21 protein-coding genes and 1 pseudogene are annotated in these 19,498 nt (G+C 75.5%); 13 read left to right on the top strand and 9 right to left on the bottom strand.

From position 1 onward, the window contains the following. Window positions 1-71 precede the first annotated feature (71 nt). Together DMP17_RS34510 and DMP17_RS34505 are read right to left on the bottom strand one after the other, a co-directional pair. A complete protein-coding gene (locus DMP17_RS34510) occupies window positions 72-656 on the bottom strand; it encodes a TetR/AcrR family transcriptional regulator (RefSeq protein ID WP_337831729.1) in 585 nt (194 codons plus the stop codon). 97 nt (window positions 657-753) lie between these two features. Continuing rightward, on the bottom strand, window positions 754-2,070 hold the full coding sequence (locus tag DMP17_RS34505) for a L,D-transpeptidase (protein WP_337831728.1): 1,317 nt from the start codon (window positions 2,068-2,070) through the stop codon (window positions 754-756). Window positions 2,071-2,178: 108 nt separating this feature from the next. On the opposite strand from DMP17_RS34505, the gene DMP17_RS34500 reads away from it, so the two are divergent. The 7 genes and pseudogenes from DMP17_RS34500 to DMP17_RS34470 all read left to right on the top strand — a co-directional run. Further along, on the top strand, window positions 2,179-3,378 hold the full coding sequence (locus DMP17_RS34500) for a cysteine desulfurase-like protein (protein WP_337831727.1): 1,200 nt from the start codon (window positions 2,179-2,181) through the stop codon (window positions 3,376-3,378). Between the two features lie 23 nt (window positions 3,379-3,401). Beyond that, window positions 3,402-4,598, top strand: coding sequence for an ABC transporter substrate-binding protein (locus DMP17_RS34495; RefSeq protein ID WP_337831726.1), 1,197 nt, complete (start codon window positions 3,402-3,404; stop codon window positions 4,596-4,598). Next, window positions 4,595-5,716, top strand: coding sequence for a FecCD family ABC transporter permease (locus DMP17_RS34490; RefSeq protein ID WP_337831725.1), 1,122 nt, complete (start codon window positions 4,595-4,597; stop codon window positions 5,714-5,716). The genes DMP17_RS34495 and DMP17_RS34490 overlap by 4 nt, the downstream gene beginning before the upstream one ends. Then, complete coding sequence (locus DMP17_RS34485; RefSeq protein WP_337831724.1) at window positions 5,713-6,510, top strand: ABC transporter ATP-binding protein; 798 nt, start codon at window positions 5,713-5,715, stop codon at window positions 6,508-6,510. The genes DMP17_RS34490 and DMP17_RS34485 overlap by 4 nt, the downstream gene beginning before the upstream one ends. Before the next feature lie 469 nt (window positions 6,511-6,979). Next, a complete protein-coding gene (locus DMP17_RS34480) occupies window positions 6,980-7,807 on the top strand; it encodes an amino acid kinase family protein (RefSeq protein ID WP_226357465.1) in 828 nt (275 codons plus the stop codon). Further along, window positions 7,804-8,601 (top strand): amino acid kinase family protein, encoded by a 798-nt coding sequence (locus DMP17_RS34475; protein WP_337831723.1) that lies wholly within the window; start codon window positions 7,804-7,806, stop codon window positions 8,599-8,601. Before DMP17_RS34480 ends, DMP17_RS34475 begins: the two co-directional genes overlap by 4 nt. A 45-nt stretch (window positions 8,602-8,646) precedes the next feature. After that, window positions 8,647-8,892 (top strand): annotated as a pseudogene (locus DMP17_RS34470) (epoxide hydrolase N-terminal domain-containing protein); the annotation flags it as partial. Between the two features lie 234 nt (window positions 8,893-9,126). Here DMP17_RS34470 and DMP17_RS34465 read toward each other — a convergent pair. Further along, window positions 9,127-9,792, bottom strand: coding sequence for a TVP38/TMEM64 family protein (locus DMP17_RS34465; protein WP_337831722.1), 666 nt, complete (start codon window positions 9,790-9,792; stop codon window positions 9,127-9,129). Window positions 9,793-9,922: 130 nt separating this feature from the next. Here DMP17_RS34465 and DMP17_RS34460 point away from each other — a divergent pair, with 130 nt between their 5' ends. Beyond that, window positions 9,923-10,318 (top strand): hypothetical protein, encoded by a 396-nt coding sequence (locus DMP17_RS34460; protein WP_226357462.1) that lies wholly within the window; start codon window positions 9,923-9,925, stop codon window positions 10,316-10,318. Here DMP17_RS34460 and DMP17_RS34455 read toward each other — a convergent pair. From DMP17_RS34455 to DMP17_RS34435, 5 genes are all read right to left on the bottom strand, one after another. Further along, window positions 10,281-10,622 carry a hypothetical protein gene (locus DMP17_RS34455; RefSeq protein WP_226357461.1) on the bottom strand — a complete coding sequence of 114 codons (342 nt, stop codon included), beginning with the start codon at window positions 10,620-10,622 and terminating at the stop codon, window positions 10,281-10,283. The two genes, DMP17_RS34460 and DMP17_RS34455, sit on opposite strands and share 38 nt — an antisense overlap. Window positions 10,623-10,704: 82 nt before the next feature. Then, window positions 10,705-11,730, bottom strand: a complete 1,026-nt coding sequence (locus DMP17_RS34450; protein WP_337831721.1) for a DUF4185 domain-containing protein — start codon at window positions 11,728-11,730, stop codon at window positions 10,705-10,707. Between the two features lie 10 nt (window positions 11,731-11,740). Then, window positions 11,741-12,484, bottom strand: a complete 744-nt coding sequence (locus tag DMP17_RS34445; protein ID WP_337831720.1) for an enoyl-CoA hydratase/isomerase family protein — start codon at window positions 12,482-12,484, stop codon at window positions 11,741-11,743. Beyond that, window positions 12,484-13,017, bottom strand: a complete 534-nt coding sequence (locus tag DMP17_RS34440; protein ID WP_337831719.1) for a hypothetical protein — start codon at window positions 13,015-13,017, stop codon at window positions 12,484-12,486. Before DMP17_RS34440 ends, DMP17_RS34445 begins: the two co-directional genes overlap by 1 nt. A 31-nt stretch (window positions 13,018-13,048) precedes the next feature. After that, window positions 13,049-13,918, bottom strand: coding sequence for an alpha/beta fold hydrolase (locus DMP17_RS34435; RefSeq protein ID WP_226364894.1), 870 nt, complete (start codon window positions 13,916-13,918; stop codon window positions 13,049-13,051). 92 nt (window positions 13,919-14,010) lie between these two features. On the opposite strand from DMP17_RS34435, the gene DMP17_RS34430 reads away from it, so the two are divergent. From DMP17_RS34430 to DMP17_RS34415, 4 genes are all read left to right on the top strand, one after another. Then, a complete protein-coding gene (locus DMP17_RS34430; protein ID WP_226357456.1) occupies window positions 14,011-14,541 on the top strand; it encodes a hypothetical protein in 531 nt (176 codons plus the stop codon). Between the two features lie 73 nt (window positions 14,542-14,614). After that, the gene (locus tag DMP17_RS34425) at window positions 14,615-15,907 is read left to right on the top strand and encodes an MFS transporter (protein ID WP_226357455.1); all 1,293 of its coding nucleotides are present in this window, start codon (window positions 14,615-14,617) and stop codon (window positions 15,905-15,907) included. A gap of 47 nt (window positions 15,908-15,954) precedes the next feature. After that, window positions 15,955-16,500, top strand: a complete 546-nt coding sequence (locus tag DMP17_RS34420; RefSeq protein ID WP_226357454.1) for a DUF4334 domain-containing protein — start codon at window positions 15,955-15,957, stop codon at window positions 16,498-16,500. Continuing rightward, on the top strand, window positions 16,497-17,072 hold the full coding sequence (locus DMP17_RS34415) for a TetR/AcrR family transcriptional regulator (protein ID WP_226357453.1): 576 nt from the start codon (window positions 16,497-16,499) through the stop codon (window positions 17,070-17,072). The genes DMP17_RS34420 and DMP17_RS34415 overlap by 4 nt, the downstream gene beginning before the upstream one ends. Before the next feature lie 13 nt (window positions 17,073-17,085). Here the strand turns inward: DMP17_RS34415 and DMP17_RS34410 are convergent, their stop codons facing one another. After that, complete coding sequence (locus DMP17_RS34410) at window positions 17,086-18,141, bottom strand: YncE family protein (RefSeq protein WP_226364896.1); 1,056 nt, start codon at window positions 18,139-18,141, stop codon at window positions 17,086-17,088. Window positions 18,142-18,221: 80 nt separating this feature from the next. On the opposite strand from DMP17_RS34410, the gene DMP17_RS34405 reads away from it, so the two are divergent. Then, window positions 18,222-19,481: a cytochrome P450 gene (locus DMP17_RS34405; RefSeq protein ID WP_226357451.1), complete on the top strand. Its 1,260-nt coding sequence runs from the start codon at window positions 18,222-18,224 to the stop codon at window positions 19,479-19,481. Window positions 19,482-19,498 lie beyond the last annotated feature (17 nt).

The following is a 19,498-nucleotide window of genomic DNA, read 5'->3' as shown; positions in this document are numbered from 1 at the left end:
GAAGCGGACCGATCGGTCCGGGGTGACGTGCGGACAGTGCGGGGTGGTACGGCGAGTGGTTCAGCGGATGGTCAGGCGCCGACGAGGCGGCGGGTGAGCGCCACGGCGGCGTCGGCGCCACGCCGGACGTCGGCCGGATCGCGGTGGGCGGCCTGCATGAACAGCCCGTCGGTGATCAGGCAGAGCTCCCCGGTGAGCCGGTCGGGGTCGTCGGCCCCGAGCTCGCCGACGAGCCGCTCGACGATCGCCCGGACGTCGGCCAGGTGCCCCCGGGCGACCGCGGCCGGGGTGTCCCCGGCGGTGTCGTCGTCGGGGAACTCGACGAGGTAGTTCCGGAAGGCGCAGCCCCGGGAGCCCGTGCGGGCCACCAGGTCCCCGATCTCGGCGACGAGGGCCACCAGCCGTGCGCGCGGGTCGTCGCCCGCGGCGTCGAGGGCCCGGTGGACCGCGTCCGAGCGGCGCTCGCGGACCCGGGTCAGGTAGTCGGCGACCAGGTCGTCCTTGGTGGTGAAGTGCTGGTAGAGCAGGTTCTTCCCGGTGCCCGCCTCGGCGATGATCTGGTTCATCCCGATCGCGCGGACCCCGTGTGCGTAGAACAGGCGCGACGCGGTGGTGAGGATGCGCTCCCGGGTGCCCGGGGCGGGGGTGCGAGCCATGGGGCCACGATACCGGACCGATCGGTCCCGGACCAGACGGTCCGGTTCGGTGTGGAGGCGTCCCTGGCGGGCGGACCACCGGGAGGCCGGGGTGCGGTCAGGACAGCGCGCTCAGCGAGCGCCAGTCGTCCCAGGGGATCGTCCAGTCGTACAGGTCGCCGTCGCGGGCGGTCAGCGGCTGCGAGCTGCCGGTCACCTCGACCGGGTCGCCGAACACGGCGCTCGCGAAGAACTCCTTCGCGTCGCGGGTGGACAGGTTGACGCAGCCGTGGCTGACGTTGCGGTTGCCCTGTGCCCACGACGACGCGGGGTTGGCGTGGATGAACTCGCCGTTGTTGGAGATCCGGACCGCCCAGAACTGGGGCTCGTCGACGTAGCCGTAGTCGGGGTTGCTCATCAGCACCTTCTCCGACTTGGCCATGACCACGTGGATGCCGGAGCGGGTCACCCGGCGCGGGTCGGACTCCAGGCCGTAGGAGGCGTCGTAGCGGGCGACCTCCCTGCCGTCGCGGACGACGACGATCGCGTGGCTGCGGGTGTCGGCCTTCACGATCTGGCTGCGCCCCACGGTGAAGGTCCGGTCCAGGTCCTTCGTCATGAAGGTGCCGTCGCCCAGGTCGAGTCCGCGCAGCGCGCCCCGCACGTGGACCTGCGTGTGCGCGGGCCAGTAGGCCTTCGGGCGGTAGTGCACCCGCGAGCCCTCCGCGGTGTCGGGCAGCCACGCCCAGGCGCCCTCGACCTTCCGCGACGCGGTGACGCTCAGCGCCCGCTCGACGGTGGTCTTCGCGGCCTCGGGGAGCTTCTCGCCGAAGGTGAGCACGACCGGGGCGCCGATGCCGACCTCGCCGCCGTCGCGGATGTTCATGGTGGCGTCGACGGTGTCGTCGGGGTCGACGGTGGTGAACGGGGCCGCGGGCACCGGGCGCCGGTCCTGCGGGCCCAGCACCCAGCTGCCCGACCAGTGGTAGGTGGTGGCGAGGTCCAGCGGCTCCGTGGCGGTCCAGCTGCGGCCGTCGGGGGACAGGGTGCCCGCGACGGTGACCGGCCCGTCATCGGAGTCGGCGGTGAGCGCGACCCCGTCGAGGGTCCCGGTGCTGACCTCGGTGCGGACCGGGCTGCGCGGGGCGACCGGGGCACCGCCGGCCGGGACGCTGGTGAGGACCTCGGGGACCGGGGGCGCGGGCGGCACGGCCGGCGCCGGACGGAGGCGGTCGACGGCGCCCGCGAGGTTGCGGGCCAGCGAGCCGACGCCGTCGCCGATCCGGCCGCCCGCCATCGCGGCGGTCCCGCCCGCGAGCAGCGCCACCAGCGCGACCAGCGAGATGGCGAGCACCGCCCAGGTGCGACGGTGCACCGAGCGCCGCCGCCGGCGTGGGGTGTGGCGCCCGCGCGAGTGCTCCCAGGACCTCGACATGCCGAGGATCATGGCCCGCGTGTCACCCACACGGGCGGTACGACACCCCGACGACATGTGATCGTTGCCCGGGCGCGTCCGGGGCGCCGTCGTGACAGGGTTCCGGCCATGAGCTACGACGTCGCCGCCGTCCGCAGCCGTTTCCCCGCCCTGCGCGCCGGGATCGCCCACTTCGACGGGCCCGGCGGCTCCCAGGTCCCCGACGCCGTCGCCGGGGCGGTGGCCGCCGCCATGACCTCCCCGCTGGCCAACCGCGGGACGGTCACCAGCGGCGAGCGCGCCGCCGACGCGATCGTGCTCGGCGCCCGCGCCGCGACGGCCGACCTGCTCGGCACGGACCCGCGCGGGATCGTGTTCGGGCGCAGCATGACCGCGCTGACCTTCGACCTCGCCCGCACGCTGGCCGCGACCTGGTCGCCGGGCGACGAGATCGTCGTGACCCGCCTCGACCACGACGCGAACATCCGCCCCTGGGTGACCGCGGCGCAGGCGGCCGGCGTGACGGTGCGGTGGCTCGACTTCGACCCCGCCACCACCGAGCTCGACGACGTGACGCCGCTGCTGTCCGACCGCACCCGGCTCGTCGCGGTGACCGGGGCGTCGAACCTGGTCGGGACCCGCCCCGACCTGCCCGCGATCGCCGCCGCCGTGCACGCCGCCGGGGCACTGTTCATGGTCGACGGCGTGCACCTGACCGCGCACGCGCCGATCGACGTCGCCGCGGTCGGCGCCGACTTCTACGCCTGCTCGCCCTACAAGTTCCTCGGCCCGCACTGCGGGGTGCTCGCCGCCGACCCGGCGCTGCTGGAGACCCTGCACCCGGCGAAGCTGGCACCGTCGAGCGACGCGGTGCCCGAGCGCTTCGAGCTCGGCACCCTGCCCTACGAGCTGCTCGCCGGGACCACCGCCGCCGTCGAGTTCCTCGCCGCCCTGGACCCGTCGGCGACCGGGGACCGCCGGGCGCGGCTGCAGGCGTCGATGGCCGCGGTGGAGGAGCACGAGCGGCCGCTGCGCGAGCGCATCGAGACCCACCTCGCCGCCCTGCCCGGGGTCACGGTGCGCTCCCGGGCGGCGCGGCGGACCCCGACCCTGCTGGTGACCTTCGACGACCGCGACGCCGCCGACGCCTACCGGCACCTGGCGGAGCGGCGGATCGCGGCGCCAGCCTCGTCGTTCTACGCGCTGGAGTGCTCGCGGCGGCTCGGTTTGGGGGACACCGGATCCCTGCGGATCGGGCTGGCCTGCTACACCGACGACGCCGACGTCGACCGGCTCCTGGACGGGCTCTCCGACTTCGTCGGGGCCTGATCCACATATGTGAGACTGTTCAGGTGACGCGTCCTCGGTGGGTCCTCGCGGCCCTGCTCGCACTGGCCCTCGTCGCCGGGTGCTCGGCACCCGCCGTGGCACCGCCGGCCCCCGGTGGGACCGGCGCGGCGGCGCAGGACTGCGTGCCCGGCGCCGCGTCCGCCCCGGACGACACGGTCGCCTTCACCCACGCCACCAACGTCACGATCACCGGCGGCGACGGCTACCGGGTCCTGACCGTCCGCACGCCCTTCCCGGGTGGGCAGCCGCAGTCGGTCGTGCTCGTCGGCTGCGGGCAGGGCGACCCGGCGCTGCCCGCGGCGCTCGCCGGGGCCCCGGTGGTGCACACCCCGGTGAGCGGGATCTTCGCCGGCTCGACCACCCAGCTGCCGATGATCACCGAGCTGGGCGGGCTCGACCGGATCACCGGCGTCGGCGGGGCCGCGCTGGTCACCGATCCGGCCGTGCGGGCGCGCGTCGACTCCGGTGCCGCCGTCGACTTCGCGCCGAACTCCACGATCGACGCCGAGGCCGTCGTCGCCGCCGCGCCGCCGGTCGTGCTGTCGGCGGGGACCGACGACCCGGCCTTCCCGGCGCTGGCCGCCGCCGGCATCCCGGTGGTCGGCTGGGCGGACTACCTGGAGACCGGTCCGCTCGGCCAGGCCGAGTGGATCAAGGTCGTCGGTGCGCTGACCGGGCAGGACGCCCGCGCCGCGGAGGTCTTCGACGGCATCGCGGGCCGCTACACCGACCTCGCCGGTCGCGTGCGCGGCCTGCCGCCGACCCCGATCGTCGCCGGGCAGCCCTACCAGGGCACCTGGAACGTCCCGGCCGCCGAGTCGACCGCGGGCATCCTGTTCCGCGACGCCGGCGCCACCTGGCTGGGCGCCGGGATGCCCGGCACCGGCACCCAGGCGCAGTCGCTGGAGCGGGTGCTGGCCGACGACGGCGATGCCCGCGTCTGGCTCGCCGACGGCCCGTTCGCCACGACCGCCGACGTCGCGACGCTCGACCCGCGGCTGTCCTCGCTCGCCGCGGCCCGCCCCGGCGGGCAGCTGTGGACCCGCGACCGGGCCACCACCGCCGACGGCGGCAACGCCCTCTACGAGCGCGGCGCGCTCCACCAGGACGAGATCCTCGCCGACCTCGTCGCGATCCTGCACCCGCAGGCCCTGCCCGGGCACGCGTTCACCTACTACCGGCAGGTGCCCGCCGGATGAGGCCGGCCGCACCGGCGTCGCCCGCTCCGGCGACCCGGGCCCCGGACCGGGCCGGGCAGCGCTCGGGACGCCGGGCGCCGCTGGTCCTGGCGCTGCTCGCCGCCGGGGTCGTCGTGCTGTTCGCCCTCGCCGTCTCGACCGGGTCGGTGGTGATCGGGCTCGACCGGACGCTGTCGGCGCTGCTCGGCATCGGCACCCCCGACGCCCGGCTCGACCTGCTCGTCACCGACCTGCGGGTGCCGCGGGCGGTGACCGCGACGGCCGTCGGCGTCGGGCTGGGCACCGCGGGGCTGCTCACCCAGACCCTGTTCCGCAACCCGCTGGCCGAGCCCTACGTGCTCGGGGTCAGCGCCGGGGCCGGGCTGGGCGTCGCGCTGGTGACCACGCTCGGCGCGGCCGCGGGGACCGCCGCGTTCGCCACCGGCGGGCTCGGGGCCGCACCGGTCGTCGGGGGGCGGCTCACGACCGTCGCGGCCGCGGCGGTCGGTGCCGCCGCCGTGCTCGCGCTGGTGCTGGCCCTGTCGCGGTTCGCCCGGTCGGTCACCGCGCTGCTCGTGATCGGCGTGATGCTGGGGTCGGCGGTCACCTCGGTGGTCAGCCTGCTGCTGGTCTGGACCGACCCGCGCACCGCGCAGCAGTACCTGATGTGGGGCCTCGGCTCGGTGTCCGGCGTCGGCCGCGGCGAGCTGCCGGTCCTCGGCGGGATCGTCGCCGCGGGGCTGCTGGCGGTGGTCGTGCTGGCCAAGCCGCTCGACGGGCTGCTGCTCGGCGACGACTACGCCCGCACCGCCGGCGTCGACGTCGCCCGGGTGCGGGTGGTCGTGCTGCTCGTCGCCGCCGTGCTCGCCGGGACGGTCACCGCGTTCTGCGGGCCGATCGGGTTCCTCGGCATCGCCGTGCCGCACCTGGCGCGGATGGCGGTCGGCACCTCGCGGCACCGGGTGCTCGTCCCGGCCACCGCCCTGACCGGGGCGCTGGTCGGGCTGGCCTGCGCGGTCGTCGCGAACCCGCCGGGGCTGGGCACGGTGATCCCGCTGAACGTGGTGACCTCCCTGGTCGGGGCGCCGGTCGTGATCGCGGTGCTGCTGCGCTCCCGACGGCTGGGCGCGGCCTGGTGAGCGCCGGGCTGGTGCTGTCCGGGCTCGTCGTCGGGTACGCCGAGGGCGGGGCGCTGCGCCGCGGCCGGGTGCGCCCGGTGCTGTCCGGGGTGGACGCCGTCGCCGCCCGCGGCGAGCTGACCGTGCTGCTCGGGGCGAACGGCGCGGGCAAGTCCACGCTGCTGCGGACCCTCGCCGGGCTGCAGCCCGCGCTCGGCGGGGCGGTGACCCTCGACGGCACCGACCTGCTGGGGCTGCGGCCGCCCGAGCGGGCCCGCCGGGTCGGGGTGGTGCTGACCGACCGGCCGGACCCGGGGCAGCTGACCGGCCGCGACGTCGTCGAGCTGGGGCGGCTGCCGCACACCGGCGCCACCGGCCTGCTCACCGCCGACGACGAGGCCGCCGTCGACGCCGCGATCGACGCGATCCGCGCCGGGGCGCTGGCCGGACGCCCGCTGGCCCGGATGTCCGACGGCGAGCGGCAGCGGATGATGGTCGCCCGGGCACTGGCCCAGCAGCCGTCGCTGCTGCTGCTCGACGAGCCGAGCGCGTTCCTCGACGTCTCCTCCCGGGTCGCGCTGCTGGGGACGCTGCGCCGGCTGGCGGGGGAGCAGGACCTCGCGGTGCTGTTGTCCACCCACGACCTTGAGCCGGCACTGCGTCTGGCGGACCGGGCCTGGCTGCTCGACGGCGCGGGCGCGCTGCACACGGGGACGCCCGGCGAGCTGGCCGCCTCCGGTGCGGTCGGGGCGGCGTTCGACACCGACGAGCTGGCCTTCGACGCGCCCACCGGCACCTTCCGTCTCCGCGCCTGAGGCGCCCGCGCCGCCCTGCCCCGCTCGCGTTCGGCCGCCCCGCCCGCGTCCGGCGCACCGCCCGCGCCGGGCCGGTTCGACGCCGGGCGGTCGCCGCCCCCACCGGACCCGCGCCGCACAGGTTCCGAGCGCACCGCACACGTCCGGGGGTGTGCGGCGGAACCAAAACCCGTGCGGCGCCGCACGTGGTGGGGTGCACCGCGGGTGCGGGGGCCGAGTGCGGGAGAGGGCGGAGCTGCGGAACGGGCGCCGGACAGTGGCATGGATCACCCGGACGGCGTCGCGATCAGCGTATGCGGGCCGGTCGTGCACGACCGGCCGCGCCGACGGCGCGGCGCCCGGAGCCGGTGCCGCAGCCCGGCCGGAGGTGCCCGTGGCGCCGCCGGGCACGACGCGACCCGGAGTCGCTAGGTTCGCGCTGGACCGCGCCGCCCGTCCGGGCGCGCGCATCGGAACACGAGGAGATGCGATGACGCACGCCGCGAGCGCGGCCGAGCTCGAGTCGCTGCTGCTGACCCGGTCGCTCGACGACCCGGAGCTCGCCGCGGCCACCGAGCGGACCCCCGACACCCGGGTCCTGCCCGACGTGTCCGTGGTCAAGGTCGGCGGTCAGAGCTTCATGGACCGCGGCCGCGAGGCGGTGTTCCCGCTCGTCGAGGAGCTGCTGGAGGCCCGGTCGGAGCACCGGCTGCTGATCGGCACCGGCGGCGGCACCCGGGCCCGGCACGCGTACTCCCTGGCCGCCGAGCTCGGCCTGCCCACCGGCGTGCTCAGCTCGGTCGGCAGCGCCGTCGCCGGGCAGAACGCCACCATGCTCGGCTACCTGATGGCCCGGCACGGGGTGCCGGTCGTCGCCGGGGGCGGGTTCGACGCGCTGCCGCTGTCGCTGTCCGAGGTCCGCGCGGCGATCTTCGCCGGCATGCCGCCGTACGCGATGTGGCAGCCGCTGCCCGACGAGGGTGTCATCCCGCCCTACCGCACCGACGCCGGCTGCTACCTGGTCGCCGAGACCTACGGCTGCAAGAACATGATCTTCGTCAAGGACGAGGACGGTCTCTACACCGCGAACCCGAAGAACGACCCGTCGGCGACCCTGATCCCCGAGATCACCGTCGACGAGCTCATCGAGCGGGACCTGCCCGACCTGATCGTCGAGCGCCCGGTGCTGGAGCTCATGCGGCACGCGACGCACGTCCGCTCGATCCAGATCGTCAACGGTCTCAAGCCCGGCAACCTCACCCGCGCGCTCGCCGGCGAGCACGTGGGCACGATCATCACCGCGGGAGACGCCCGATGAGCACCACCCACACCAAGGACGTCGAGTCCCCGCTGGCCCGCCAGACCCTGCTCGACCGCGAGCAGGTCCGCCCCGTCGACCAGCAGCAGCCGGTCATCCGGATGCTGCCCCGCCTGCGCGTGGTCGTGCTCGGCGGCCGCTCGATCGTCGACCGCGGCCGCGACGTGCTGCTGCCGCTCGTCGAGGAGCTGCGCGCCGCGATCTCCGGGGACCCGCTGCTGATCGCCACCGGTGCCGGGATCCGCGCCCGGCACGCGCTCGGCGTCGGCCTCGACCTGGGCCTGCCGACCGGTGCGCTCGCCGAGATCGCCGGCCGTGAGGCCGAGCAGAACGGGCACCTGGTCGCCGCGCTGCTCGCCGAGCAGGGCGTCGCCTACCTCGGGCACGACACCGTCGCCCACCAGCTGCCGGTGCACCTGGCCGCGTCGAACGCCGCCGTCACCAACGGCTACCCGCCCTACGGCGTGCACGAGCTGCCGTCGGCGGGCGGGAAGATCCCGGCGCACCGCACCGACACCGGCGCGCTGCTGCTCGCCGACGCGTGGGGCGCGGCGTCGCTGACCTACGTCCGCGACGTCGACGGCGTGCTCGACGGGGACACCGTGCTGCGCGAGGCGTCCGCGGCCGACCTGCTCGCCGACGCCGCCCGGACCCTGCCGGTCGACCGGGAGGCGCTGCGCACGCTGCAGCGCGCCCGCCACGTCCGGTCGGTGCGGATCGTCAACGGGACCGTCGCCGGGAACCTGACGAAGGCCCTCGCCGGGGAGCACGTCGGGACCGTCGTCTCGGCCTGACCTCCGAGGACGGGATCCGTCCGGGTCCGGTACCACGGTCGTGTCGTGGCACCGAACCCGTTCCCCGTCCCGCAGGCGGAGATCGACCGCCTGCACGCCCGTCTCGACGACACCCGCTGGCCCGACGTGCCGGCCGGCGCCGGGTGGTCCTACGGCGTCCCGCCCGACCACCTGCGCGCGCTCTCCGACCACTGGCGGCACCGCTTCGACTGGCGGGCGGTGGAGGAGCGGCTGGCCGCGGACTCCGTCGTCGTCGACACCCCCGACCACGCCGGGGTGCACGCGCTGGTCCGCCGCTCGACGCGGACCGAGGCCGTCCCGCTGCTGCTGGTGCACGGCTGGCCGTCCACCTCGCCGACCTCCGGGCGTTCGCCCACTCCCTCGGACCCGGCTCCGGCGATCGATCAGTACCTCAGGGCGGTCGCGTGCCGGGGGGACAGCGCTGAGGTACTGATCGATGTCGGCGCGGCCGGAAGGCGGCGAGCGCAGCCCGGGCGGCGCCGGGGCGGGGTCGGGCAGCCGGCCTCAGCCCACCGGGACCGGCGGAGCGGCACCGGGCTCCGTGCGTCGCCGCCGTCGCCGACCCGCGACGAGCGCCGCGGCCGTCAGCAGCACCAGCCCGGCGACGGCGGCGACGAACGGCACCGAGCCCGGGTCCCCGCCGTAGGCGCCGATCGTCACGAACGCCACCGCCGAGGGGGCCACCCCGAGCACCGATCCCGCGAGGTAGTCGCGCAGCCGGATCGCGGTCAGCCCGCAGGCGTAGCTGAGCACCGGGAACGGGATCACCGGCAGCAGCCTGCCCCCGGCGACGGCCCACAGCCCGCCCCGGCGCAGCCGCGCGTCGAGACGGCGGATGCGGGCGCTGCCGATGCCGGCGACGACCTCGCGGCCCAGTGTCCGCGACAGCACGAAGCCGATCAGCGAGCCCACGGCGACGGCGGTCATCGTCGTCGCCAGGCCGACGGGCAGGCCGAACAGGACCCCGGCGGCGATGCCCATCACGGTCGCGGGCGCGGGGACCAGGGTGAACCCGACGAACAGCAGGGTGAACAGGACCGGTGCCGCCCAGCCCGCGGCCGACGTCGTCGCGCGGACGCCCTCGACCGTCGGCCAGCCGGTGACCAGCAGCACCGCGGAGCCCGCGGCCACCAGCGTCACCAGCAGCACGGGCCGCCACCATCGGGCCACCGTCGACCACCTCCACCCGGGTCTACGAGTGCGGGTACCCGCGGGGTTCGGGTGGACACCGGCACGGACCGGTGAACGGCGACCGGTGTGCGGCGGACGACGGTGTCCGGTATGACACAGTCTCGGCCTGATGAGACGTCCTGCGCGCACCCGCACCCTGCTGGGGTGGATCGCCGTCGCGTTCGTCGGGGCGTGGATCGTCGGGACGGTCACGCTGATCGCGGCGGCGGGGGAGCGCGGCGCCGACGACCGGGCCGCGCTCTACGAACGGGGCGGCGCCGCGCTGCGGACCCCCGACGGCGGCGGCGCCCGGCTGCACGAGCTGCTGCTCGACGCCCCGGACCGCGGTTTCGTCGACGACTACGTCGAGCGCCTGCAGGCGGCCGGGTCGCCGGCCGTGCTGCCCACCGGGCCGGACCGGGTCGAGGTGCGCTCGGGCCCGGTGCTGGTGACGCTGTCGGTCACCGAGGAGGCGGGCCGCTGGTACTTCAGCCTCCTGCCGCCCGGGGAGCGGGAACCGGGCTGACGGCCGGGCGCCGCCACGGCGTCCACGGCCGGGGTGCGGGCCCGGGGCCGGCCGCGACGACGACACCGGGGAACCCGGTCAGCAGCCGCGGCACCGCGCGGCGCAGCCGTCGCACGGCGGCGGGACCGTCGACGTCGTCGAGGCGCGCCTGCAGGAGCAGCTCGCCGTCGTGGTGCGCGGTCCGCACCCGGGACAGCTCGGGCAGCGTCCGCGCCAGCACGCGCAGCTCGTCGGCGGTGAGGGGACAGCCGCCGACGACCACCGTCGCGGTGAAGGGGCGCGTCCCGTCGTGCTCCGAGCTCATGGAGTGCCCTACGAGCGGAGCCCCCGTCCGGATGCGGTCCCGGCCGGGAGATACCCACTTCTCATGACGCCGGGACCTGGGGTTACTCCGTCCGCAGCAGCTCCGTGACGTCCGTCCGGAACTGCATCGCGCGGTAGGGCCAGTTGGTCGTGGTGTTCCACTGGCTGACGACCAGGTGCAGCTCGTCGAGCGTCGAGCCGGGGACGACGTAGCCGCCGTAGAGCTGCGCGACGCGGCCGGTGGCGTGGTCCTCGTCGTCCCAGCCGCAACCGGTCAGCACGGTGGTCCGCGGGGCGCGGTGCAGGTCGGCGTCCGGGCGGTCGAGCAGCAGCGTGTCGATCCGGTAGTTCCCGGCGTCGAAGACGGTGAGCAGCAGGTGCTCGCGACCGTCCGGGCCGGGTACCCGGCGCAGGTTGAGCTCGCCGAACGCGCCCGGCAGAGTCAGCGTCGGCGGGTTGCCCCAGTCCCAGCGCTCCCCGGCGAAGCCCCACGGCTCCCACGCGTCGCGGTCGGTGATGCGGTCGGCGGGCACCCGGTGCAGCAGCAGACCGTCGCGGCGCTGGAAGCCGGTGGTGTAGGCGTAGACGTACCCGTCGCCGCCGTCGCACCAGGTCAGCTGCTGGAACAGGCCGTCGTGGTGGTCGCCGGGCCAGTCGCAGCCGGTCCGCTGCCAGGTGACGCCGTTGTCGCGGGAGGCGACGATCTCGCTCCACAGCACGTTGCCGAGGCCCTTGTTGGCCATGACGTGCAGGTACATCGTGTCGCCGACGGTGATGACGTCGGCGGGCAGGATGGTGGTGACGCGGCGGTGCAGCCGGAACCAGTTCGTCGCCGGCTTGCTGACGAGCCGGCAGGCGTAGTCGGCCGCGTCGCCGCCGGAGCCGGTCCAGCGCAGGCCGCCGCGGACATCGTCGGGGTCGGCGAACAGCACGACCGGGGAGCGCCAGCCGGGCCCGCCGACACCGGCCCGGTCGAAGGTGTCGCCGAAGACGGCGACCAGGCGCCCGTCCGGGGCGGTGGCGAGGATGCCGAGGTCGGTGCCGCCGATCCCGAACCGGTCGGTGTACCCGGGCCCGGTCAGGTCGGCGATCTTGGTCGTGACGGCCATGGCGGCGACCCTACGGCCGGTACCGCGCGATCGCGGCGCGGGTCGCGGGCAGCGCGAACACCTCCGCGAAGGTGTCGACGCTCGCGTCCACCGAGCCGGTGATGCCCTGCTCGCGCCAGGTCTCGAGCAGCTCCTTCTGTGCCGCCAGGACCTCGCGGGTCGGGGCGAGCAGTGTCGCGACGAGGTCGTCGACGGCGGCGTCGAGCCCGGCGGGGGAGTCGACGAGCCGGTTCACCAGCGGCGCCGTCCCGGGCTCGTCGACCCGGTGCACGCTGCCGGTCAGGACCATCTCCTGGGCGAGCGCGGCGCCGACGTAGCGGGGCAGCAGCGCCGCGTCGACCACCGACGGGATCCCGAGGCGGACCTCGGGCAGCCCCACCCGCACCCCGGCGTGGGCGACGCGCAGGTCGCAGGCCAGCGCCAGCTCGAACGCCGCACCGAGGCAGGCGCCGTTCAGCCGGGCGATCGTCGGCACCGGTGCGGTGCGCACCGCGCGCAGGCAGGTCGCGAGCCGGGTGATGATCGCGCGACCGTCGCCGGGGGCGGCGTCGCGGAACACGTCGAGGTGCATCCCGGCGCCGAACGCGCGGTCCCCGGCCCCGGTGACCACCACGACCCGCACCCGGTCCGGGAGGTCGGTGACGGCCCGGGTGACCGCGTCGACGTCGTCGAGGTGCAGTGCGTTGGCGGCCTCGGGACGGTCCAGGGTGACGGTCCGGACCGCGCCGTCGTCGTGCACCCGCGGGGTCCCCATCAGTGCACCGTCCACGGCGGCGGGGCGGTGCGCGGGGGTCGTCGCCGCAGCACCAGGACCAGCACCAGCAGCACGATCGCGCCGACGCCGGCCGCGACCGTCGTCAGGATCGCCACGATCAGCGGGGCGATCCCGGCCGCGGCGACGACCAGCGCGACCCCGATCCCGCGTGCCCCCGGCGCGGCGGACAGCGTGAAGGTGCCCGGCTCCTCGACCTCGAACGACCCGATCAGGAAGCCGGAGCGGGCACCGACGGAGTAGGTCTCGTCCATCGTCGCCGGGACCAGCGGCACCGGGCCGGACGGGCCGGCCACCGTCGGCAGCGCGTCGGCGGAGCCGTAGCCGCTGCGGGTCTCCAGGTACACCCAGCGGGTCCCGGGCTCGGTGACCGCGACGGGACCGCCGGTGGTCGCGGGGACGGCGACGTCCGCGGGCAGCCCGGCCCAGCGCACCCAGGACAGCAGCGCCACGAGCGCCAGCACCGCGACCGCCGCCCCGCCGATCCACCGCCATCCCCGGACCACGACGATCATCGGACCACAGCGGCGGCCGCGACGACAGGTCCTACCGGGCGGCCACCGCGGCCACCGCGTCGGCGAACACCTGCGGTGCCTCGACCGGGACGAAGTGCCCGACGCCGTCGACGGGGGTGACGGTCACCTCGGTGAAGAACTCCCCGACCCGGTCGGACCAGTCGCGCGGGAACAGCGGGTCGTGCTCGGGCCACAGGAACGTCGTCGGGACGGTGACGCGGTCGGCCGGGTCGGGTGTGGTCTCGGCGAGCGAGCGGGCCACCGCGCCGCCGCCGGAGCGGTACCAGTTGATCGACGCGACGAACGCGCCCGGCGCCCCGTAGGAGGCGGCGAGGTGGTCGAGGCGTTCGTCGTCGGGGGTGAACCCCGGGCCGGACCAGTGCGACCAGAAGTGGCGCAGGTACGCGCGGGCGGCGCGGGCGTCGCCGTCGACGAGCTCGCGGGCCAGGTCGAGCTGGTGGAAGGACTGGTACCAGAACTCGCGCACGGGCCGCTCCGCGAGGATCCGCTGCCCGACCCCCGGCGCGGGCGGGGTGACCACGAGCGCGCGCAGCAGGTCGGGCCGGTCCTTCGCGACCTGCTGGCCGACGCGGCTGCCGACGTCGTAGCCGGCGACGACCACATCGGACAGGTCCAGCTCGCCCAGCAGCGCGGTCAGCGAGCGCGCCTGCGCGGCCGCCGAGTACTGCTCGGCCGGGTCGCGGTCGTGCTTGTCGGACCCGCCGAACCCGCGCAGGTCCGGGACGACGACGTCGTGCGCGGGGGCCAGCCGCTCGGCGACGGCGGTCATGTCCGTCCGGTCACCCGGCCAGCCGTGCAGCAGCAGGACCGGCGGCGCACCGGGCTCCCCGTGGCGGTCGTAGGCCAGTCGGAAGCCGTCGGTGGCGGTGGACAGTGGCATCGCGGGGATCCTCCGGACTCGTGGGACGGGCGGCTCGGTGTACCGAGAAATGATGATGGGGTGCCCGGGTCGCGACGGCGATACTCGCGCGTGTGAGTGAGCGCCGGAACCCCGACGTCGAGGTCGACTGGGACGACCCGGAGACCCCCACCCCGGGCTGGATGGGGTTCCTGCTGGCGCTGTGGCTGCTGCTCGCGCTCGCGTGCGGGTGGTTCGCCGTCGACGACCTGCGCCTGGCCACCGGCTCGGTCGGCGCGCCCGGGGTCCTGGAGGTCACCGACTGCACCGACCTGGGGGAGGGCCGCTACGACTGCAACGGACTGTTCCGGCCCGACGCCGGCGGTGACCCGATCGCCGTCGACGCCTCGCCGGACTCGTCGGCCGGGGAGGTCGTGGCGGCGCAGCTGACCCCCGCCGGTGACCGTGCGGTGCCCACCGGGACGACCGGGGTGCTCGCCGCGCTGACCCTGCCGTTCCTCGGCGTCGCCCTGCTCGGCTACCTGCCCTGGACGACGGCGGTGGTGCTCGGCACCCGGCGCGGCCGCCGCGGGCTCGCCGTCCTCGGGCACGTGGTGACCCTCGTCTTCGGGACCGCGACGATCGTCGGCCTGGTCCTCTCCTGACCCGTCCGGTCGAATTGTCGGGCTGTAACGGTTACCGTTCGCCGACCGTTCGGCCGACACGTCAGGGGGAACCGTGTCCCAGGCACCCACCACCGGAACGACGGAACGTCACCGTCTCCCGGTTCGGACGCTCGTCGCGGCGTCCATCGGCAACGCGGTCGAGTGGTACGACTGGACGATCTACGCGACGTTCTCGATCTACTTCGCGACGCAGATCTTCCCGCCCGAGAACGCGGCGCTGGCCCTCATCTCGACGCTCGCGACCTACGCGCTCGCCTTCTTCTTCCGGCCGCTGGGCGGTCTGCTGCTGGGCCGCTTCGCCGACCTCAAGGGCCGCCGGACCGCGATGCTGGTGACGATCCTGCTGATGGCGGGCGGGTCGTTCGTCATCGGCCTGCTGCCGACGTTCGCGATGATCGGCTGGTTCGCGCCGGTGCTGCTCCTGCTCGCGCGCATCGCCCAGGGCATGTCGCTGGGCGGGGAGGTCTCCAACGCCTCGGCCTACCTCGCCGAGATCGCCCCGCGCGAGCGGCGCGGGCGCTACTCGTCGTTCTTCTACATCTCCACCGGCACCGCGGTGCTGTTCGCCTCGCTCACCGGCTTCGTGCTGGCCGCGACGCTGACCGAGGACCAGCTGGCCTCCTGGGGCTGGCGGATCCCGTTCCTGCTCGGCGGGGTGCTCGGGATCGTCGGGCTCTGGATGCGGCGCCAGATGAGCGAGACCGAGCAGTTCGAGGAGAACAAGGAGTCCGCGGCCCGGATCCGCAACCCGCTGATGCTGACCCTGCGTGAGCACCCGAGGGCGGTCGCGCAGCTCGTCGGCTTCACGATCCTGCACACGCTCTGCTACTACACGTTCTTCTCCGCGCTGACCCCGTTCGCCACCCGCTCCCGCGGCGCCGACGCGACGGAGGTGTTCCTCGCGCTGTCGATCGCCACGGCGATCTTCGTGCTCCTGCAGTACCCGATGGGGGCCGCCGCCGACCGGTACGGCCGCAAACCGCAGATGCTGGTCTGGTCGGCGGCCACCGCGGTGCTCGTCGTGCCGCTGTCGTTCCTGATCGGGCCCGGCTTCTGGAACATGTTCGTCGTGTTCGTCGTCGGGCTGGGGCTCTACACGGCGATGACCTCGGTCGCGCCGGCGATCATGAGCGAGCTGTTTCCGACGAAGGTCCGCGCCCTGGGCATCGGTGCCTGGTACAACCTGACCGTCGCCGTGTTCGGCGGGACCGCGCCCCTGGTCATCGCCTCGCTGCAGGAGGCGGACCTGGCGATCCTGTTCTTCGTCTACGTCGCCGTCGGGGCGGTGATCTCCTTCGTCGCGGTGCTGACCCTGCCGGAGACGAAGGGCTCCGCCCTGCGCTGAGCGGGTACTCTCCATCGAAACGCCGCCGTTTCGATGGAGAGCTCGCGATGACCAGCACCGCACCGGCCGACACGCTGCGCCACCTCGCGCACGGCGCCACGCTCGAGGAGGGCCTCGGGTTCTTCGACGCGCTGCCCGCCGTCCGCGTCGAGGAGATGCTGGGTGACTGGTCCGGTGGCGAGATCCCCACCGGCAACCCGATGGACGGGCTGCTGGGGCGCTTCGGGTGGCACGGCAAGCGGTTCGACGGCGTCGACGACGTCCACCCGCTCGTCATGGACCACCCCCGCGGCGGCCGGTTCTCGCTCAACCCCGCCCTGGTCCCGCTGCCCGCACTGCTGCGTCACCCGGCCGCGCTGCGCAACGCGACCCTCGCGCGGATCGCCCGCACCGCGGGCCCCGCGCTCGCCACCCGGGCCCCGAAGGCGCGGCTGCGCACCACCGAGTACCGCGGGGTCGCCAGCGCCACCATGTGCTACGACGACCTGCCGATCCACGACGTCTTCCGGCGCGTCGACGACGACACCGTCCTCGGTGCCATGGACATGCGCGGCCTGGCCCACCCGTTCCTGTTCTTCCTGCGTCGCGAGTGACCAGCCGCTTCCCCGACGAGCGCCGCCGGGAGGTGCTCGCCGCGACCCGTGACCTCGTCGCGGAACGCGGCTACGAGTCGACCACCGTCGAGGCCGTCGCCGCGGCGACCCGCACCAGCAAGGCCACGCTCTACCGGCAGTGGGGAGACAAGGCCGCGCTGGTGGTGGAGGCCGTCTCGGCGGGCAGCCCGCTCGCGATCGACCGGATCGACACCGGGTCGCTGGCCGGGGACCTCGCGGCGGTGGTCGACCAGCTGGCCGCGCGGGCCCGGGTCGACGTGCCGATCGTGCTGGGGCTGGCCGGGGCCGGGCAGCGCGACCCCGCCCTGCTGGCCGCGCTGTCCTCGCGGCTGCTGCCGCAGGTGGAGGCGCTGCGCGCGGTGGTGGTGCGGGCCGTCGCCCGCGGGGAGCTGCCCGCCGACCCGCCCGCCGCCCGGCACCTGCCCTACCTGCTGGCGGGCGCGGTGGTGGCGCCGACGCTGCTGGACGGGCCGTCGGCCGTCGCCGACGCCGGGTACCTGCGGTCGGTCTGCGACGACGTGCTGCTGCCGGCCCTCGGGGCCCGCCGGTGAGCTCCGCGCGCTCCTAGGCGGGCCCGTCGACGACCTGCACGACACCGTCGGCGGTACCGGTGACGAAGAGCCGCCCGGTGTCCGGGTCCACCGCCACGGTGTTCGGCTGCCGCACGGTGGGGATCCGGGCCACCTCCCGCGGCGTCGGGTCGGTCATGTCGTAGCCGACGAGCAGGTTCGCCCCGGTCGCGGTGACCCACACGCGGTCGCGGACCGGGTCGTAGGCGATCCCGTAGGGCTCGCCGGGCAGGTCCACCCGTCCGACCTCGGCGGGGGTGCCCGCCGGATCGAAGACGATCAGGTGCCCGCCCCGGGTGTCGGTCGCGATCATGCGGCCGTGCCGGTCGGCGACCAGGTGGGTCGGGCCGTCGCCGGCCGGGAGCTCGCGGATGCCGTCGCCGGTCGCGGCGTCGTAGACGGTGAGGGTGTTCTCGCGGACGTCGATCAGCCCGACCCGGTCGCCGACCGGGGCGAGCCCGGCGGGCTGGGTGACGTCGGTCAGCTGGCGCACCACCCGGTCCCCGCGGACCACGGACACGCTGCCACCCGCCTCGTTGGCGACGAACACCGTCCCGGCCGCGGTCTCGGTCGCGTCGTGCGCCATCGGGCCGGTCATCACCTCCGACGACACCTGGCCGCCGGGCAGCGAGACGCGCAGCAGGCCGTTCGCGCTCTCGCTCGGGACCAGCACCGGCCCGCCCGGCCCGGCGAGCTGCAGGTGGCGCAGCACGCCCGGCAGCGGCACCCGCCCGACGACGGCGGCGGTGTCGGCGTCGAGCAGCACGAGCCGGTCGGGCTGTCGCACCCCGACCGCGACGCGGCGCGTCGGCCCGTCGGCGACGATGCCCTCCGGGACCGCGCCGACCGCGACGGTCCGCCCGGGCGGGGTGCCGGTCACCGGCGGCGCGACGCCCGGCTCGGCGGGCGGCGGCAGCGGCTCGGCGAACCGCACCGGGGTACCCGCGCGTCCCGGTGCGGCCGGGCCGTCGGGCGGGGACGTGCAGCCCGCGGCGAGGAGCGCCAGGACGAGCACGGCGGCCGTGCGGAGCATGCGCTTCCCTGTCGCCATGGGCACAGCATCGTCGCCCGGCCGGACGGCCGCGCGCCGGCGGGACGAACGGGACTCCCGGTTGCGCCACGAAACGATAGATGGCTACCGTTCCGGTGTCCGGATCACGACGACGAGGGAGTGTCCCCGTGACGACCGCCGAGGCCCCGCAGCTGCCCTTCGACCGTCCGAACGTCATCGACGTCGCGCCGCTGTACGCGGTGCTCCGCCGCGAGGGACCGATCGTGCCGGTGCGCACCCCGGTCGGTGACCCGGCGTGGCTGGTCACCCGGCACGCCGAGGCGCGCTCCCTGTTCGCCGACCCGCGGCTCGGTCGCTCGCACCCCGCTCCCGAGCAGGCCGCCCGGGTGTCCGAGGCGGCGATCCTGGGCGGCCCCACCGGCACCGTGGAGACCGAGAAGGCCGAGCACGACCGGATGCGCAGGCTGCTCGTCCCCGCGTTCTCGGCCAAGCGGATGCGGCGCCTCGGTGACCACGTCGGCGAGCTCGTCGACGGCTGTCTGGACGACCTCGTCGCCGCGAGGGAGACGTCCCCCGACGGCGTCGCGGACCTGCACGCCCACCTCGCGTTCCCGCTCCCGGTGCTGGTCATCTGCGAGCTGCTCGGCGTGCCCTTCGCCGACCGCGGCTACTTCAGCGGGCTGTCCGAGCGGGTCGCGACCATCCGCTCCGGGGGCGACGCCGAGACCGCGATGACCGAGTTCCGCGGCTACATGGGACGGCTCGCGGCGGCGAAGCGGGAGACCCCGGGGGAGGACGTCGTCACCGACCTCGTGCGGGCCCAGGCCGAGGACCCCGGCTTCGGGGAGGCCGAGCTGACCCGGCTCGCCGCCGGGCTGCTGTTCGCCGGGCACGAGACGACCGTCGGGCGCATCGACCTCGGCGTGCTCCTGCTGCTCACCGACACCGCCCGCCGGGACGCCTTCGTCGCCGACGTCGACGGCCGGCTGCACGGCACCGTCGAGGAGGTCCTGCGCATGTCGGCCCCCGGTGGGCTCGCGCTGCTGCGCTACGCGCACGCCGACATCGAGGTCGGGGGCGTCACGATCCGCCGCGGTGACGCGGTGATGATCTCGACGGCGTCGGCGAACCGGGACACCGAGGTGTTCGACGACGCCGACGCCTTCGACCCGACCCGCCGGCCCAACCCGCACGTGTCCTTCGGCTACGGCGGCCACTTCTGCATCGGTGCGAGCCTGGCCCGCACCGAGCTCGCGACGGTGTTCGCGCGGCTGTTCCGGCGGTTGCCCGGGCTGCGGCTCGCCGTCGCCCCGGAGGACCTGGACGTGCGGGCCGAGCAGGTCACCGGGGGAGTGCGGGCGCTGCCGGTCACCTGGTGAACCAGGCCCGCGGCGCC

The sequence above is a fragment of the Pseudonocardia sp. TMWB2A genome, from assembly GCF_017312135.1.
This window is presented reverse-complemented; position numbering and strand designations above follow the sequence as displayed.

Bases quoted from the DNA above. Each gene is read 5' to 3' on its own strand.
- DMP17_RS34445 (WP_337831720.1), bottom strand. From the start codon at position 12,484: ATGGGGACCCCGCGGGTGCACGACGACGGCGCGGTCCGGACCGTCACC.
- DMP17_RS34435 (WP_226364894.1), bottom strand. From the start codon at position 13,918: ATGCCACTGTCCACCGCCACCGACGGCTTCCGACTGGCCTACGACCGC.
- DMP17_RS34490 (WP_337831725.1), top strand. From the start codon at position 4,595: ATGAGGCCGGCCGCACCGGCGTCGCCCGCTCCGGCGACCCGGGCCCCG.
- DMP17_RS34455 (WP_226357461.1), bottom strand. From the start codon at position 10,622: ATGAGCTCGGAGCACGACGGGACGCGCCCCTTCACCGCGACGGTGGTC.
- DMP17_RS34450 (WP_337831721.1), bottom strand. From the start codon at position 11,730: ATGGCCGTCACGACCAAGATCGCCGACCTGACCGGGCCCGGGTACACC.
- DMP17_RS34420 (WP_226357454.1), top strand. From the start codon at position 15,955: ATGACCAGCACCGCACCGGCCGACACGCTGCGCCACCTCGCGCACGGC.
- DMP17_RS34510 (WP_337831729.1), bottom strand. From the start codon at position 656: ATGGCTCGCACCCCCGCCCCGGGCACCCGGGAGCGCATCCTCACCACC.
- DMP17_RS34500 (WP_337831727.1), top strand. From the start codon at position 2,179: ATGAGCTACGACGTCGCCGCCGTCCGCAGCCGTTTCCCCGCCCTGCGC.
- DMP17_RS34405 (WP_226357451.1), top strand. From the start codon at position 18,222: ATGGCTACCGTTCCGGTGTCCGGATCACGACGACGAGGGAGTGTCCCC.
- DMP17_RS34460 (WP_226357462.1), top strand. From the start codon at position 9,923: ATGAGACGTCCTGCGCGCACCCGCACCCTGCTGGGGTGGATCGCCGTC.
- DMP17_RS34410 (WP_226364896.1), bottom strand. From the start codon at position 18,141: ATGGCGACAGGGAAGCGCATGCTCCGCACGGCCGCCGTGCTCGTCCTG.
- DMP17_RS34480 (WP_226357465.1), top strand. From the start codon at position 6,980: ATGACGCACGCCGCGAGCGCGGCCGAGCTCGAGTCGCTGCTGCTGACC.
- DMP17_RS34440 (WP_337831719.1), bottom strand. From the start codon at position 13,017: ATGATCGTCGTGGTCCGGGGATGGCGGTGGATCGGCGGGGCGGCGGTC.
- DMP17_RS34475 (WP_337831723.1), top strand. From the start codon at position 7,804: ATGAGCACCACCCACACCAAGGACGTCGAGTCCCCGCTGGCCCGCCAG.
- DMP17_RS34505 (WP_337831728.1), bottom strand. From the start codon at position 2,070: ATGTCGAGGTCCTGGGAGCACTCGCGCGGGCGCCACACCCCACGCCGG.